This is a genomic window from Pleurocapsa sp. CCALA 161 (assembly GCF_003003995.1).
Classification (GTDB): Bacteria; Cyanobacteriota; Cyanobacteriia; order Cyanobacteriales; family Xenococcaceae; genus Waterburya.
Window position 1 is genome coordinate 1 of record NZ_PVWF01000004.1, and the last position, 16069, is coordinate 16069.

12 protein-coding genes are annotated in these 16069 nt (G+C 40.7%); 5 read left to right on the forward strand and 7 right to left on the reverse strand.

The genetic code is table 11. The features are described from left to right. Positions 1-355 precede the first annotated feature (355 nt). The 5 genes from C7B62_RS01770 to C7B62_RS01790 form a co-directional block, all read right to left on the reverse strand. Complete coding sequence (locus tag C7B62_RS01770) at positions 356-1579, reverse strand: sulfite exporter TauE/SafE family protein (RefSeq protein ID WP_106232889.1); 1224 nt, start codon at positions 1577-1579, stop codon at positions 356-358. A gap of 140 nt (positions 1580-1719) precedes the next feature. Beyond that, on the reverse strand, positions 1720-4080 hold the full coding sequence (locus C7B62_RS01775) for an ATP-dependent helicase (RefSeq protein ID WP_106232890.1): 2361 nt from the start codon (positions 4078-4080) through the stop codon (positions 1720-1722). A 174-nt stretch (positions 4081-4254) separates the two neighbouring features. Beyond that, the gene (sixA, locus tag C7B62_RS01780; RefSeq protein WP_106232891.1) at positions 4255-4749 is read right to left on the reverse strand and encodes a phosphohistidine phosphatase SixA; all 495 of its coding nucleotides are present in this window, start codon (positions 4747-4749) and stop codon (positions 4255-4257) included. A gap of 28 nt (positions 4750-4777) precedes the next feature. Beyond that, positions 4778-6001 carry a bifunctional oligoribonuclease/PAP phosphatase NrnA gene (locus C7B62_RS01785; RefSeq protein WP_106232892.1) on the reverse strand — a complete coding sequence of 408 codons (1224 nt, stop codon included), beginning with the start codon at positions 5999-6001 and terminating at the stop codon, positions 4778-4780. A 145-nt stretch (positions 6002-6146) separates the two neighbouring features. Further along, positions 6147-6644: an HNH endonuclease gene (locus tag C7B62_RS01790; protein WP_106232893.1), complete on the reverse strand. Its 498-nt coding sequence runs from the start codon at positions 6642-6644 to the stop codon at positions 6147-6149. Between the two features lie 190 nt (positions 6645-6834). Here C7B62_RS01790 and alr point away from each other — a divergent pair, with 190 nt between their 5' ends. After that, positions 6835-8013: an alanine racemase gene (gene alr, locus C7B62_RS01795; protein ID WP_106232894.1), complete on the forward strand. Its 1179-nt coding sequence runs from the start codon at positions 6835-6837 to the stop codon at positions 8011-8013. Positions 8014-8170: 157 nt separating this feature from the next. On the opposite strand, the gene cysK is transcribed toward alr, so the two are convergent. Together cysK and C7B62_RS01805 are read right to left on the reverse strand one after the other, a co-directional pair. Next, positions 8171-9124 (reverse strand): cysteine synthase A, encoded by a 954-nt coding sequence (cysK, locus tag C7B62_RS01800; protein ID WP_106232895.1) that lies wholly within the window; start codon positions 9122-9124, stop codon positions 8171-8173. Positions 9125-9571: 447 nt separating this feature from the next. Continuing rightward, positions 9572-10957: a cobyrinate a,c-diamide synthase gene (locus C7B62_RS01805; protein WP_106232896.1), complete on the reverse strand. Its 1386-nt coding sequence runs from the start codon at positions 10955-10957 to the stop codon at positions 9572-9574. A gap of 160 nt (positions 10958-11117) precedes the next feature. Here C7B62_RS01805 and C7B62_RS01810 point away from each other — a divergent pair, with 160 nt between their 5' ends. From C7B62_RS01810 to C7B62_RS01825, 4 genes are all read left to right on the forward strand, one after another. After that, positions 11118-12338 carry a response regulator gene (locus C7B62_RS01810; RefSeq protein ID WP_106232897.1) on the forward strand — a complete coding sequence of 407 codons (1221 nt, stop codon included), beginning with the start codon at positions 11118-11120 and terminating at the stop codon, positions 12336-12338. Positions 12339-12471: 133 nt separating this feature from the next. Further along, entirely contained in the window at positions 12472-12837 is a 366-nt protein-coding gene (locus tag C7B62_RS01815) for a PleD family two-component system response regulator (protein ID WP_106232898.1), read from the forward strand. 217 nt (positions 12838-13054) lie between these two features. After that, complete coding sequence (locus C7B62_RS01820; protein WP_106232899.1) at positions 13055-13543, forward strand: chemotaxis protein CheW; 489 nt, start codon at positions 13055-13057, stop codon at positions 13541-13543. Positions 13544-13581: 38 nt separating this feature from the next. Further along, complete coding sequence (locus C7B62_RS01825; protein ID WP_106232900.1) at positions 13582-15987, forward strand: methyl-accepting chemotaxis protein; 2406 nt, start codon at positions 13582-13584, stop codon at positions 15985-15987. Positions 15988-16069: the final 82 nt, after the last annotated feature.

Sequence of the window (16069 nt, forward strand, 5' to 3'; positions counted from 1 at the left end):
CGCTCCCGACTTCTTTTTTTCTTCTAGTTCTCAAACTCTCTTGACAACTGCTTTTCAGACTTAAGTTGTGACCAATGATTCTTTATTTGAAGATATCGTTCATTCTTTGACTGGTTGGGACTATATTTTGGATGCCTTATCTCTCTAGCCACTTTTGAGAATTGGTATCATTACTTGTTACTTGTTACTTGTTACTTGTTACTTGTTACTTGTTACTTGTTACTTGTTACTTGTTACTTGTTACTCGTTACTCGTTACTTGTTACTTGTTACTTGTTACTTGTTACTCGTTACTCGTTACTCGTTACTCAATTTTTCAAGTAACCTATATGAAACGGATTTAGTATAAGCCCTAATTAAGTTTTGGGAGGAATATAAGACTTTTGGCGACCAATAATTTTCCAGATTAAAGGAAAGCGAGATAGCAAAATTAAACTACTCAAAAAGATTACTATAGCTATCCTCAACTTACTCTCTAGGCTGATTTGCAAGTCTCCCAAATAATGAGAACCTAACAATACTGTATGACCAACTGCCAAAATTAAACCAGGTACTGTCAAAAGATGAATTTTGCGCCAGCGCTTACCAAGTTTTTGCTGTAGGCGATCGCTACTAGTCAGAGCAGCAGGCAACATTAACCCTAGACTCAAAATACCCAAGACCATGCCCAAACGATGTTGAGGTAACATAAAGGCAATCCCATCTAAATTCCAATTTAAGGAGTGGTCTAACATATGGGCAGTATGAGCCAAGGCAAGGACAAATGCGCCCACGCCGATTAGACGACGATATTGCAAGGGGACAGTCCAAAAAGCCCCCAGAGGACGGGCAATTAACGCCAGCATCAGCAGCAGCAAAGCACCATGTCCCGTGTAGTCCACCATGGCATCAGAGCGCAGTAGAGTTAAAATTCCAATTGCTAATGTAACCCAGCCTCCTAATCTAAATAATTGACTACGTCGATCTGCACTCACTTGAGAAGCAGACATCCCCACTCCCAACATCATCGGCGCTGTTCCCAAGCCAAAACAAAGCATTGTGATCGCCCCAGCTAGTAAACCACCTGTTTCTACTGCTTTGAGCTGTGCCGTGTATAAAAAACCACAGGGAATCAGTCCCCAGACTGCACCCAACAGGGCGGGAGTACACCACTGTTGTTGAGTAGAAAGCTGATTTATACCTGAATTTAAACGATTGTGAATTGCTCCTGAAACGGGATGTAAAAAAGGTAAACGCGGTAGCCAGTTGGGTTTTATTTGTCCAATCCCCAACCAAATTAGCAAACTTCCCGTCAAGATTGCCATAAACTGCCTGAGACTACTGCCAATACCTGCTAGTTGTCCACTGGCAACTACAATTGATCCTAATCCCCCTAAAGCAGCACCTACCAAGGCATAGCTAAGAACTCGACCCAGATTCAGCAGCAGATGAAACTGCCAAGGATTAATTTGATTAATTGTATTTTGGCGATTATCGCCTTGAGACAATGCTAAGGCTACTGTCAATGGGCCACACATCCCCATGCAATGACCAAAACTTCCCAAAAATCCCAAGACACAAATGAGCAGTAAATCTAACACTTATTCTTAATGGTGAACTTCTTGATCTATTCGTAGCAGATTATTTAGATTATCTATATTATTTAGCATACTTTATGAGTCCTGATAGGCTCTCTACCCCCCAGTCATACTATTTGTAGGCAACATTTAAGTATTTCATATTACTTTTCTACCTTGGTTTTTATTCCGTGTAAGTGTTGAATTAAAGCTGGCAAAATAGGACAGGGTTTTTTCTGTTGCAGACTAGCGGGTTGATCGGGTCGAAATACACTCCAGCGAAACGGACCCAACTCTTCAGCAGACATCCACAGTAGACGTTTAGCCCTAGTCATAGCTACATATAGCAGACGGTATTCTTCAGCTTGTTTGAGTTTAACGGCTTCTTGCCATGCAGCCATGGGTTGAGGAATGACTTGAAGCTGTTGGGGGGATATGTATTGATGGTGTACTATGCTTCTAATCTGAGCGCGAGCAACTTCTGAAAGAGTAAAGCTGCCAAGAAACTTACCAGCATTGGGTATCCAAGGTTCACCTGGGAGAATATCTTGGTGTAGAAAAGGAATAAACACATAGTCCCAATCTAATCCCTTGGCTTTATGCATGGTAATAATCGTCACCTGGTTAGCACGGGTATAGCGATCGCCATCGTCTTCTTCTACTCCTTCAAAATTTTCGGCACTGACAATCTCGGTTAAAGTTCGAATTGTCGCTTTAGTTGAGCTTTCTGTTCTAGTTTGCTGACTAACCTTTTCTGATAGTTTTTGCAGGGTGGCTAATTCCGAACCTGTATATTTAAGAGTCATCCCTAAAAAAGGAATTAATTGATAATGGGGTAACTCCATTCTGGCACGGAGAAGATTCACACAGTAGCGACGGGCTTGTTCTACCTGGGGTTTATGGGCTGGCTGTAAGAGAGTGGGGTACAAAAACTGTTCGGGAGATGTAGCTAGAGCATTGAGATCTTGGGTCGGTATTAAACTTCGCTGCTGAAGCACTTCTAAAGCTGCTTTGAGATTATCTGGAGAATGGGGGCGATCAATAAATTGCAGTAATTTAAGAATTTCAGCAGGTATTTGGGAATATCTTTCACTTTCTCCCACTTCATAAATATTGATGCCGTGTTCTCTGGAGAGATAGGCTAATTCTTCGGCTAAAAACCGCGCCTGACGATTTTCTCTGACTAATATTGCAGCATTTCTGTGGGGGTGAGCAGCAAGTAAAGCGATCGCCTGTTGTGCAATTAAGGTTGCTGTCTGATAGACATCATCGGGGCTACAAATTACTACACCGCTACCTTCGGGCTGCGGATTAGCATCGGGCTGCGGATCGCCAGGTTCAACCATGATTATGTTCTGCAAGCGAAAAGGCAGTGACGACTGGGGTTGGGGAAATTTAGACCACTGTTGATTGACCCAATTAACAACAAAATTAGCGCTATTAATAATAATCTTGCTGCTGCGCCCCGCCTGATTCATAGTAGTTAGGTTATTTTGCTCTTGGCAGCTTTCACAAAACCAGTTGAAATAGATCGGATCTGCTGGGGTAAAGGTAGAGTTGATCGCCTGATTAGGATCGCCCACTCGTACCAAATTGGGAGCTGCATCAGGTTGTTCTCCATTCCCCGCCAGAATTGAAATCAACTTTTCTTGAAGGGGGCTAGAATCCTGGGCTTCATCCTCAAATACCCCATAAACTTGGTTTTGCCACAGCAATCGCATGGGCGGATATTCCAACACTTTAAGCGCAGCGAGAATCATATCGTCATAATCGATCAGGTCTTGCGATCGCATAGACTGTTGATATTCTGCATATAGTCCCGCGGCAATTTCCAAAATGCCATACTCATCAGTAGCATTTTGGCTTAATTCCTTTAGCTCTTGGGGTAATAGCCCTGAACTTTTTGCTTCCCGCACTACTGTGTTAGTTAACCCTGGTAATACCTCTGTTCGCAACACCGACTGACGACGTAATCTTTCTGTCTCTTCACCATCAAACTGCACTCCTTCTAAAAGTCTCTGATACTGCCCAGGATGTCCCGCGATCCATTTTTCTACCGCCCCGCGAATCAGGCGATGCCCCGTATTTGGCACCACAATTGTGACTCGATCTAAATTTAGTCCCGATAATTCTCGATGTGAATTAGCAATATTAAGCGCCAAACCATGAAGAGTATGCACGATAAAACCCCCTGGTGGCAGCATTAAATCTTTGAGGCGATCGCGAATCTTACTTTTAATATTGGCAGCAGCGGAACGAGTATAGGTGACCACTACTAGCTGTTTGCGACTGTGAAGCTGATTTTGGGCAATGGCGATCGCCGCAGCAACCGATAAACTATGAGACTTTCCCGCCCCTGGTACGGCAGAAACGGCCATTTCTCCACCCCGCCAGTTTGCCAAACCTTGCTGTCCCGTACGTAAGCTATTTTTTAGCCGTTCTAATTCTGCCTCCAGCCACTTTGCTCTTTCTGCGGTTGAAATATTGGAGAACTTAGATTGGTTCTGCTGCTTGGAAGATAGCATCTAAATTATTTGCGAAAAACAATACTCGATTGTCACTAGTTTAGTGCATCAGTACTTAATATTAAAATGTGGCGATGATTTCAATTATTGGGCAACCCAAATTTTAAACATGATTAGCAAATACAAGGGGCTTATTAGGTTGGGTAGATTATCGATCTTTTCACTCCTAGATTCTCAAATTAACCACTTGGGTGGAACATGTAAAAATAAAGTGCTGCGGGCGATAGGAGTGCCAATTGGCGGAATTTTCAGCCCCATTACTCCTGCTTTTTTAACCTCAATTTGACCTTGAATAGCTCCCCAGAGCATCATTTCTGCCCAGTTTCCCAAATCGGGCTGATGTCCCACCAAGGCTATTTTGGCATCGGGATGTTGAACTTGATATTGCTGTTGCCACTTTACCCATTCAGCGATCGCGCCATCGGGCTTTAAAGGAGCAAAAGTTTCAATAGTTTTAGCTAAACTTGCTTGCTGAAGAATTTCTGCGGTTTGATAAGCTCGCACTAAAGGGCTGCTGAGAAGCAAATCGAATTTTAAGCCCACACTTAGCAAACGCTGCGCCACTTGAGCGGTTTTATCTTGACCTTTTTTAATTAAAGGACGCTGCTCATCATCGGCATAAGTTCCCTTCTCAGCAGCAATACCATGACGAATTAAATATACTTCCATTACACAACTCAAAAAATGAAAGACTATTCTAGTCAGTTGCAATCACACTATCATCAGGTTCAACTAGGCGCATTAGTTTTTGTTTGATCTGCCTGTCAAACACTTCCCATTTCAATTTAGTATACTCAGCATTATCGTTAAAGCCATTTAAAAAGCCGACAGGAATCTCAAAGCCTCCCGCTAAATGTCTACCACCACCAAAAAATCTACCTTGAATATCTTTACCTAATGTTTCTTTGATAAATTCGTCGGGGTCTAGGGTGATCTTTGTAGTCCGCAAAGAGCCAATTACCAGTTCTTTGTCATCGTCCTCATTATGGACAATACCATATACTACTGCTGTATGAATATCTTCTTCCGTAACCAGAAAATCTGCTGCTTGGGGAATGGCATCGCGATCGTCATAACGTAAATAACCAACTCCAGAGATCGAGAAATTTTTTTTAGTAATGCAGTTGCGTAAAGCTCTTTCAATTACGTTCATCACTCGACGCGATCGCGCGGATTGCATGATGGCATTTAACAGTTGAGAATCGTAAAAACGACTTAAATAAGCAGCAGCAATAAAGTCTTCTTCCTTCGCCTGCATCAAACGGTTGGTATCTGAACGCAAACCGTGCATTAAAGCCGTGGCGCACTTAACGTGATTTTCATTATTAGAATCAAACTCCAGCATCCCTGACTGGATATACTGGGTCAAAATAGTGGCAGTAGCTCTAGTTTGTGGACGCAGATCGACAAATTCTGCCTTAATTTCCCCCTGTTTACTGTGATGATCGACTACTACTATTAATGGGATTCCCGCTGCTTCTACCACTGAATAAAGCTGGCTATTTGTTCCCTGACTATCAATTAATACACAGCCTTTATAGACCGACAAGTCTTCTTCCTGGAGGGCAGTGTGAACATACTTGGTCGCTGGTAATCCTGTTAGTTTTACCAAAGTAATATTTTCTTGGTGAGACAAAATCCCGCCATAAACGATATCACAACTAATTTCATAGTTAGCAGCAATCAGTTGATATGCCCAAGCGCTAGACAAAGCATCAGGATCGGGAAAATCTTGAATTACAACAATTTGTCTTTCTCCTCGATGCTGCTCTAAAACTTTGGTCAGCTGATGGATTATTTTAACTAAATCGCTATCTTTTTTGTCTTTACCAAATTTACCCTCGACAGCTTCAAGCTGTTTTTTAGGCGTAGTTTTGGTGGCTAAACGATGTTCTAGAGAAGTGTTTAGATTAGATGACATATTGTAGGTGTGATAGGTAATGCTAGATTACCCAGTAAGAGAGTAAGTATATTAATTTTTTATTTAGAGCTTTGAGTTTATCATCAACCTATGTCTTCTGTAACTGTCGGCAGAATGAAACTAAATTAAATGTTTTTGAATGCTCTTAAATGCCGATTACGTATTTTTTCCACTCTTGGTTGGAGTTACCCTGAGTGTATTTAATTAACTCAAAATGCAGACTACTATAGGGACGACGAGGTTTAGTTTGTAGCGCCATTTCCGCTTCTTTGGGAGTGCGATTGCCTTTTCTCACATTGCACCTAACACAGGCTGCTACAAGGTTTTCCCAAGTATCACCACCACCTCGCGATCGCGGAATTACATGGTCGATCGTCAACTGGTCGCCTTTAGCTGTACAATACTGACAGGTGTTGCTATCTCTTTCTAAAACATTACGACGAGTTAGCGGGATTTCTTTATAGGGTACTCTAACATAATATCTTAAACGGATTACTGTTGGTAGAGGGAAACCACTATAAATAAATTCGCCCCGATGTTCTAGCTGCTCTGCTTTACCTTTAAGGAGCAAGACTACTGCTCGGCGCCAACTAGTAATATTAAGGGGTTCATAGGAAGCATTTAGTACTAAAACCTTACCCATAATAAAGACTTATGTTATTTACAAGGAATGGTAACACAGACGAACTAGTTGATGTAACTTCTAGCAGATTGTTTTGCCGATAACCTTTAAGAGCAAACAACTATGTTTTGGCTGTTTTCTTGACTTTATCTATTTCTAGACTAATATTTGTCAATAATATTAGCTGATTCTGGAGCATAAATGTTTGGATATGGTGAGTTGGCAAGAGCAAAAGTCCAAAAAATTGCCTCAAAATCCCTTATCTTTATTGGTAAATCGCCAACGCGCTTGGGTTGAGGTCGATCTAGATGCCCTCGGTCATAATGTCTGCGCGCTCAAATCTTGGCTCAATTCTGCAACAAAATTAATGGCGGTGGTTAAAGCCGATGCCTATGGTCATGGTGCGGTTACTGTTGCCCAAACAGTTTTAGCTCACGGTGCAGACAGGGTAGCGATCGCTACCCTAGCAGAAGGAGTTGAATTACGTAACTCGGGAATTACCGCCCCGATCCTAATTCTGGGTGCGATTAATGCCGTGGAAGATATTCAGGCAGTTGCAGCCTGGGATCTTGAAGCAACAATTTGTAACCCTGAACAGGCAGTGGTTTTTAATCGCACTTTGGCGAGATTGGATCAGTTTTTAACAGTTCATCTCAAGCTAGATACAGGTATGTCTCGTCTAGGAACAGATTGGCAGTCAGCCGTTGCGTTTGTTTCTTTAGTAAAAAGCTTATCTCATTTAAAGATTGCCAGCGTCTATTCGCACTTTTCTACGGCAGACGAAGACGATCGCAAGATCATGGATTTACAACATCAGCGTTTTCAAACAGCGATCGCTCAATTAAAAGCTGCTGGATTCACTCCACCCTTGATTCATTTAGCCAATTCTGCTGCTACTCTTGGCGATCGCTCTACTCATTACGACATGGTGCGAGTTGGACTAGCTTTATATGGTTTATATCCCGCTGCTCATCTAACTCAGGTACTCAAACTCAAGCCAGTATTACAGGTTAAAGCTAAAATTACCCAGGTAAAAATTATTCCTCCAGGAGAAGGGGTTAGCTATGGTCGCAAGTTCATTACCCAAGAAGCTACCAAAATAGCAGTGGTGGGAATTGGCTATGCTGACGGTGTACCGCGCAATTTATCCAATCGACTACAGGCAATCGTAGCAGGACAGTTAGCATCACAAATTGGCTCAATCACCATGGATCAGCTAATGCTGCGGGTAGATCATCTTCCTCAAGTGCAGCCAGGAGATATCGTGACTTTAATTGGTCAACAAAATCAACTTAAAATTACTGCCGACGATTGGGCTAATAAACTAGAGACAATTTCTTGGGAAATCCTCTGTGGGTTCAAGCATCGTTTACCCAGAATTTTTGTATGATACTAAATCCGCTTGGCAAAGGTAATGTTTAATTTCTTCGTCAAAATTTGGCTCTGAAATCAAAATAATTAATATTTGCTACTTGTCACTCATTACTCAATTTTTCAAGTAACCTCTAGGAAACGGATTTACGGTGAGGGACTGCTAACCTAACCAATTAATTAAAGACAGGTTGAGCCAGATCGGCAAATAGAGGCGTGCTTAGATAACGTTCACCGAAGCTAGGTTGAATCATGACAATTAGTCTGTCTTTATTTTCTCGTCTTTGCCCCACTTTAACTGCTGCTGCGAGGGCTGCACCTGTAGAAATACCCGATAATAAACCTTCTTCGCTAGCTAAACGACGACCATAAGCGATCGCCTCATCATCAGTAACGGTAATAACTTCGTCAATTAAATCTACTTTTAATACTTCTGGAACAAAGCCAGCACCAATACCTTGAATTTTATGGGATCCTGGTTGCCCTCCTGAAAGGACTGGACTACCAATAGGTTCAACGGCAATCACCTGTAGTTCGGGTTTATATCTTTTTAATACTTCTGCTGTGCCTGTAATTGTTCCGCCAGTGCCTACTCCTGCCACAAGTATGTCTACTTGCCCTTCTGTGTCTGCCCAAATTTCTTCAGCGGTTGTGCTTTTATGAATTTCGGGATTAGCAGGATTGTTAAACTGCTGTAGCATATACGCATCGGGCAAGTTATCGCTAATTTCTTGAGCTTTGCGGATACAACCTTTCATTCCTTCGCTCCCAGGAGTTAATTCAAGTTGAGCGCCATAAGCTTTCAGCATCGCTCGTCGCTCTTTGCTCATGGTTTCTGGCATGGTCAAAATTAGCTTATATCCTTTAGCAGCAGCAGCCATTGCCAGAGCGATTCCTGTATTGCCCGATGTTGGTTCTACCAAAATAGTTTTGCCTGGAATAATTGCCCCCTCAGCTTCGGCAGCATTAATCATATTAACTCCAATACGATCTTTAACAGAAGCGGCAGGATTCATCCCTTCTAGCTTGACAATGATCTTGGCTACGCATTTTTCAGCTTGAGGAATGCGATTGAGCTGAACTAGTGGAGTTTTACCCACCAGTTCAGTAATATTTTTAGCGATTTTCATAGGATGCAAATTTTAGATAGCTTATATTTATTTTGCTTGTTTATTGCCTGCTCTATCTGGCAATTTTTCAATAGTTCATAATTCTCTAGTTTGTCTCCTGGAGTGATTTTACCTACAAACTAAAAAAGTGTGTTTAACGTGGCTGAAGTTAGCAAATTTTGGCTAATAACTGGCAAAAACTATCCGCCCCCACAAGCTAATAACAGAGTTAATGCTTATGGGGGCGGTCTAGAGGGTCTCTTAGTCGAAACCTAACTGCTGGAAGGATCTCCAACAATGTCTACCTAGTTACTTCCGCAGAAGTTTAAGATGAGACTGCTTAAAGAACAGCCCCAGCACACAGCTGGCTATCATCAACTAGGAGACCCATGTTACTACTATGTTCTGTCATGGGCATCACCTCCTATATTCTTATAATGGCTAGTTTGATACTTATGTATCTATGAATCAATATAACGAAGTTTGATAGTTTCGGCAAGATTGGATAAATCTCTTAGCTAAAGCTGTGCTGACACCCCAATGTAGATGTAAATAAGAAGCGTGAACTTGTTGAATGTTCCAGCCTTCTGCGGATACCATACTCGATTTATGAACTCCCTGTAATTGCCATTGAGGATACTCAGGGTAGGTAATTAATTGAGAACGATGGAATTCGTGTCCTGTAAGGGTTTGTTGTGCTGTAACCAAAGGACTGTTTTGTAGAGCGATCGCCTGATGATAGCCCAAAGTTAATTTAGCCTGCATGGTAACTGTACTAGGGATAATTCCCACCATTGGCCATGATTGCTTCTGCAAGTCGATCAATTGTTCGCAGAGATACATTAATCCTCCGCATTCAGCATAAGTTGGTAGATTCGCTTCTATGAGCTGTTTTAGCTGTTGCAAAACACTTTTGTTTGACGCTAGCTGTGGAGCAAATATTTCAGGGAAACCACCCCCAAAATACAATCCGTGAAGGCGATCGGGAATATCTCGATCTTGAAGCGGACTCCAAAATACTAACTCTGCTCCTAATTGAGTCAACAGGTCTAAATTATCCTGATAGTAGAAATTAAATGCCCGATCTCTGGCAACGCCAATTCTAACGCTGGCAGATTGTTGCTGTTGGCATAGACTTGGTGTTGCTTTATCTGTAGCTGATTTTTGACGAATCAGGGGGAATAATTTATCCCAATTAAAAGATGTTTTGACTAAATCAGCTAGTTGTGCAAAGACATGACTAATATTCGCTAGTTCGCAAGAGGGAACTAAGCCCAGGTGGCGATCGGGGATAGCTACTGCTGTATTGCGCCTCAAAACTCCTAATATTGGCAGATTAATACTCTTTAATGCCGTCTCTAATAGTTCCAAATGGCGATCGCTCGCTACTTGATTAAGAATTACCCCCACAATCTTGACTTGAGGATCTAGGTTGACATAACCATAGGCGATTGCTGCTATAGAAGTTGATAAGCTAGAACAATTTAAAACAAGTAATACAGGTAAATTTAAAATTCTGGCGATATGAGCGGTACTGCCATAATCGTTGCGAGCTGCTGGTTCAGGATGATCAATACCGTCAAACAACCCCATTACTCCTTCTATGACTACCCATTCAACATTTTGGGCATGACGTTGAAAACAATCTTGGACATAATGGGGAGAAGTTAAAACAGGATCTAAATTACGACAGGGTAAGCCTGTTACGGCAGTGTGAAACATCGGGTCAATATAATCTGGCCCTACTTTAAAAGATTGAACTCGCCTATTTTCTGCTGCTAGATATGCCAGTATGCCTAGTGTAACAGTTGTTTTACCGACTCCAGAGCGATCGCCTGCAATGATTAAACCCATTTCATCTATCTTTAGTGAGAAATATAAATAAGCTCAACCTGAATTTTAGTTGGAATTTTGGGAACTATAAAAAAAGGTACGACAGAAGAATTTTACTGCGGAGATTTTTAATTCCTTTTTATTACTTTTGCTTATTTCCTCCAAAACTTTCAACATTATCATGAATAATAATTTTCAGAGTCCATTACAGGTTCTCATAGCAAAATCTAAAGCAACTTGGTCTGGTTGTATTGAAATAGAGGAACCAAAAGATCCTTCAATAAGCTGGAATGTCTATCTACTGCAAGGAAAAATACAGTATATAAACACCAATTTAGGTCAACAAGAGCGATTAGATTATCTTTGGCAACGATTTAAGCTAGGTTCAGAATGTCCTCAAGTTGAGCAACAGGAGGTTTCGGAATACGTTCAATTATGTCAAGCCCTATCTAGCCAACAGCCAACGGAGACAGACGTTAAACAGCAATTATTTAGATTTTGCCGTGAGGGATTAGCTAACGTTTTAAGTATTGATAAAACTAATATAGAGCTAGTTCCAGCGAAAAGAATTAATAAAGCAATTATCAACTTCAGCTTGGAGAAATTAGGTGAAAAATTAGAAGATCAGGTGAAGATTAGCAGACAGATGCGAGGCTATATTAGTTCGCCTTTTAGTCGCCTATATTTAGAACAAAAAAATGCCCTTAAGTTTTATCAAATTTGGAAACCCAAATATACTACCCCAGAATTAAAAAAGATCGCTGATAGCCACAAGCTGTCAACTTTTGTTAGTTTGTTTGTCGCCAAAAACAGCTTCTATCAAATTGCCACTAAAACTAATACTGATACATATTTTTTGGCAAAACATTTGGAAGAGTCCATTACCGAAAAATTAATCGATCTTTTTCCCTTTAAAGAACTTACTACAGAAGAGCTTCGTCTCAAACATCAGGCTCAAGAAGATACTTCAGCTTTACCACAGGTTCAACCTAGTGTGATGAATCCCGCCAATACCTCTCAATCATCAACCTTAGTCGCCTGCATTGATGATAGTAAGGCAGTTCAGAAACAAGTAAAAATGACCTTAGAGGCGGGAGGTTATCAAGTACTTAGTATTCTCGATCCTACCTTGGCCTTAAAACAATTATCTCAACATCAACCTGTGGTAATTTTCATGGACATAAATATGCCTAATCTCAATGGTTATGATTTATGTAGCCTCTTGAGAAAATCTGAAAGATTTAAAGATATTCCCATTGTTATGTTGACGGGAAGAGATGGCATGATTGATCGGGTTAGAGCCAAACTAGTTGGAGCTACTGACTATTTAACCAAACCTTGCGATCCCAACAAGTTGATTACTTTAGCTAAAACATTAGAAAATGTGACGGCAAATGTTTAATTTTGAGAGAGCAGATCGAGCCAAATCATTGTGATTAGTAACTGCAAGCATGGTAGTTTTAGGTAATTTTTGGGAATTATAAAATCAGCCAGATTATTCATTTGAAAATAATTGGAAAAAGTAATTAATTATTATGAAAACTGTACTTATTGTTGAAGATACTCATGCAGAAAGACAAATGAGTTCTGCTTTATTGTCCCATGCTGGTTTTGAGGTGGCTGTAGCCGACAGTGCAGAAACCGCCTGGTCATGGCTCAATACTAATCCTATGCCTAATCTAATCTTATTAGACATTGTGATGCCTGGAGAAAGCGGACTAGATCTATGTCGCAAAATTAGAGAACACGATAAATGGAAAAATATTCCAATTTTGTTCTGTAGTTCTAAAGCCGAAGAATTTGATCGTTTTTGGGCAATACGTCAAGGTGGAAATGAATATATTACGAAACCTTATGTTCCCCAAAATTTGGTAGATAAAGTAAATCAGTTTGTTAATTAATTGACTGTGAGCCTATATTTATTTGGTAATTTAGCTTTGACTAAGACTAATTGAAAATTTGAGCCAGTTAATTAAAAATAATTTTACTCAGAATATTCACAACGGTAAATTGTAATCAATCAATCAAAGTTAACTCTTAGTAATTAATACTTAAAAATGTTTTTTATGGCTGCCATTAATAATCACCTCACCGTGTATAGTTAGATTTTTCTGCTTTATGGTTATTCATCAAGAATACTTTACCGTTGAATTAGGGTCAAAAATTACTTTAGGATTGCCTTTGAATGAGATGGGCATCGTCGCCCAATTCGATTTATCTAATATTTGTACTGTACCTGGCGTAGCTGACTTTTGGTATGGAGTTGTCAATTTCAAAGGTTCTTTATTGTGGATTTTAGATAGCGATCGCTATTTTAATTTGAATCTTAAGCATAATGAGCTAGCCCAAAAACTTACAGCAGTAGTTGTTAAAAATCGGCAGTTTGACAGTGAAAAACAAGTAGCTATCGTTACTCAGCAATTAAAAGGCATTGTGGCAATAGAACCATCTTGTTATCAACCTCTAGCTGATGATGCTCCGCCTCAGTTACGTCAGTGCTGTTCTAACCTCGCTCAGATCGAAGCAGAAGCCCAGACTATTTATCTGCTTGATCCTGCTGCTTTGTTGCAACAGCTACACCAACAATCAATGCTGGTATCAACCTAAATTAAATTGCATCTATTGAACTATTAGGAATCAAGTCTATGTCCGATCATACTGGTGATATTGTAAGTAAAATAGTTGAGGCTAATGCCCTAGAAAATGCAGGGCAAGTAGAACAGGCGATCGCTCTATACCGAGAAATTTCCGAGCTAGATCGTAGTGGAAATTATGGTAATGTTGCCAGGGAAGCTTTAGCCAATCTCGAACAGACAAAAGCTACTGTTAGCGATGTTTATACTGTTCAACAAACTAAGAGTAATAATTTTTGGGCGAAAATCAATCTTCGCACCAGAACCACTTTAATTATGGTGGCTATCAGTACTTTGTCCACGATTGCAGTAAGCACGATTGCCTATGGCTTTGCCAGGCAGTCTATGACTAGGCAAATTACAACTGCCCAACAAAAAACCGCCTCAGAAGTGGCAAATAAAGTTGCCTTTTATATGCGGGAACGTTTTGGGGATATTCAAATTATGTCTAATTTGACAATCTTAACCAATCCTCAACTGCGAGCAACTACAACTGCCAAGGATAAGCAGGCTGCCTTAGATTCTTTTATCAAAGCTTATGTAATCTATGATAGCGTCGCTGTTGCCGATGTTCAGGGCAATGTTCTGGCTCAATCCACAGGTAAAACTTTACCCAATTTACTTAGTTCCAGTTATTTCCAAACAGCCATCAAAGCTAATGCTCCCATCATTAGCCAGCCTCAGTTGTCAGAAGGCTCTAATGTTTTAGCAGTTTATTTGGCTGCGCCGATCAAGGATCAGGTGACAGGTAAAATTGTGGCTATGATCCGAGCGAGAATACCAGTTAAATATCTGCGAGATGTAATTCTTGCGGTTGGTCAAGAAGAAAATTATCTGTTGAACAATCAAGGACAAATTTTTGCGACTTCTGAAGAGTCAGAATTTAAAAAAATTCAAACTCTGCCAGGAAGCGTTCAAGCCGCAGGGGATCACTTGGACTTCTTTGGACAGTTGCAAAACGATCAGGGAAATTCTCCAGGAACAGAAAAGGAAGCAGCGACGGGGAACAAATCTTTGATTACTGAGGACAAGATCGCCTCCTATATTCCTTTTTCCTCATTTAAAGATGAATTTCGCTCCCAGTTACCAAACTTAGGCTGGAGTACAATTACTACTGTTGATAAAAAACAGGCTCTTGAAGCACAACAGGAACTGTTAATTTCTTTTGCCGCAGGAACACTGATAATTTCTGCTTTAGTAGGAGCGATCGCTTCTTTGATTGGGTATAAAGCAACTCAACCTATATTAGAAGCTTTAGATGCCGTAAAACAATTAGGGAACGGCAACTTTGATGTACGGATTCCTGTCAAAGGACAAGATGAACTAGCTGACTTGAGTTCTAATATCAACAAAATGGCAGGGCAAATTCAAGATTTGCTATTTACTCAAGAAGCCGAAACTAAGCAACAACGCAAAGAAAAAGAGCTGCTACAACAGGGAGTAATGGGTCTATTGTTAGATGTTGAAGGGGCGCAAAAAGGAGACTTAACTGTCAAAGCTCAGATGACCGATGGTGCAGTTGGTTCTATTGCCGATGCCTTTAACGCAACTATGAGAAAACTACGGGAACTTCTGCAAGAAGTACAGGCGGTTTCAACCGAGGTTGGTCAATTATCTTTGGCAGGAGAAGACTCGGTACGACAACTTTCTGAATCTGCCCTTAAACAAACTGAAGAAATCAACCAAGCGTTAGGCAGTATTGATGAAATTAATCAGTCCGTAGCTACGGTGGCTAACTATGCTCAAGAAGCTGCCAAAATTGCTCGTGATGGTTCAATTCAAGCCAAAGAGGGAGATTTAGCCATGGATGCTACGGTTAGCAGTATTGAAAAAATTCGTGGCACTGTAGCCAACACCTCGAAAAAAGTAAAACAACTGGCAGAATCGTCCCAAGAAATTGCGCAAATCGTGGACATTATCTCGGGTATTTCTGAAAAAACCAACTTACTAGCATTTAACGCTTCGGTGGAGGCAGCGCGGGCAGGAGAACACGGTGAGGGGTTCAGAATCGTAGCAGAAGAAGTACGCCGTCTGGCGGATCGAATTACCGAAGCGACTAAAGATATTCAACGGCTGGTTAGTACAATTCAGCAAGATACTACTTCAGTGCTGCAAGGGATGGAAACCAGTACTTCTGAGGTGGTCAATGGTAGTGAATTAGTTCAGCTAACTAAACTTAACCTGCGTAGCTTGGCAAACACCAGTAAACAAATTGATGAATATCTTAAATACATTTCCACCAGTACTATTGACCAAACTAATACTTCTGAGGTGGTCAACCAGAAAATTAACGGTATTGCCACCATCGCTAAAATCAACTCGACTGAAGCTCAAAATGTGGTGCAGTCACTGCAAACTTTAGTATCTGAAGCTAACAATCTCCAGGCTTCTATTTCTCAGTTTAAGCTAGAAGCTTAGAAGGACGATTTGCAGCGAGTACTATTACTTCAGCAAAGTAATTAGTTACCGACACTAAGTAATAATTTATTGAAGAAATCTA

Bases quoted from the DNA above. Each gene is read 5' to 3' on its own strand.
- C7B62_RS01775 (WP_106232890.1), bottom strand. From the start codon at position 4,080: ATGCTATCTTCCAAGCAGCAGAACCAATCTAAGTTCTCCAATATTTCA.
- sixA (WP_106232891.1), bottom strand. From the start codon at position 4,749: ATGGAAGTATATTTAATTCGTCATGGTATTGCTGCTGAGAAGGGAACT.
- C7B62_RS01785 (WP_106232892.1), bottom strand. From the start codon at position 6,001: ATGTCATCTAATCTAAACACTTCTCTAGAACATCGTTTAGCCACCAAA.
- C7B62_RS01790 (WP_106232893.1), bottom strand. From the start codon at position 6,644: ATGGGTAAGGTTTTAGTACTAAATGCTTCCTATGAACCCCTTAATATT.
- alr (WP_106232894.1), top strand. From the start codon at position 6,835: ATGGTGAGTTGGCAAGAGCAAAAGTCCAAAAAATTGCCTCAAAATCCC.
- cysK (WP_106232895.1), bottom strand. From the start codon at position 9,124: ATGAAAATCGCTAAAAATATTACTGAACTGGTGGGTAAAACTCCACTA.
- C7B62_RS01805 (WP_106232896.1), bottom strand. From the start codon at position 10,957: ATGGGTTTAATCATTGCAGGCGATCGCTCTGGAGTCGGTAAAACAACT.
- C7B62_RS01810 (WP_106232897.1), top strand. From the start codon at position 11,118: ATGAATAATAATTTTCAGAGTCCATTACAGGTTCTCATAGCAAAATCT.
- C7B62_RS01815 (WP_106232898.1), top strand. From the start codon at position 12,472: ATGAAAACTGTACTTATTGTTGAAGATACTCATGCAGAAAGACAAATG.
- C7B62_RS01820 (WP_106232899.1), top strand. From the start codon at position 13,055: ATGGTTATTCATCAAGAATACTTTACCGTTGAATTAGGGTCAAAAATT.
- C7B62_RS01825 (WP_106232900.1), top strand. From the start codon at position 13,582: ATGTCCGATCATACTGGTGATATTGTAAGTAAAATAGTTGAGGCTAAT.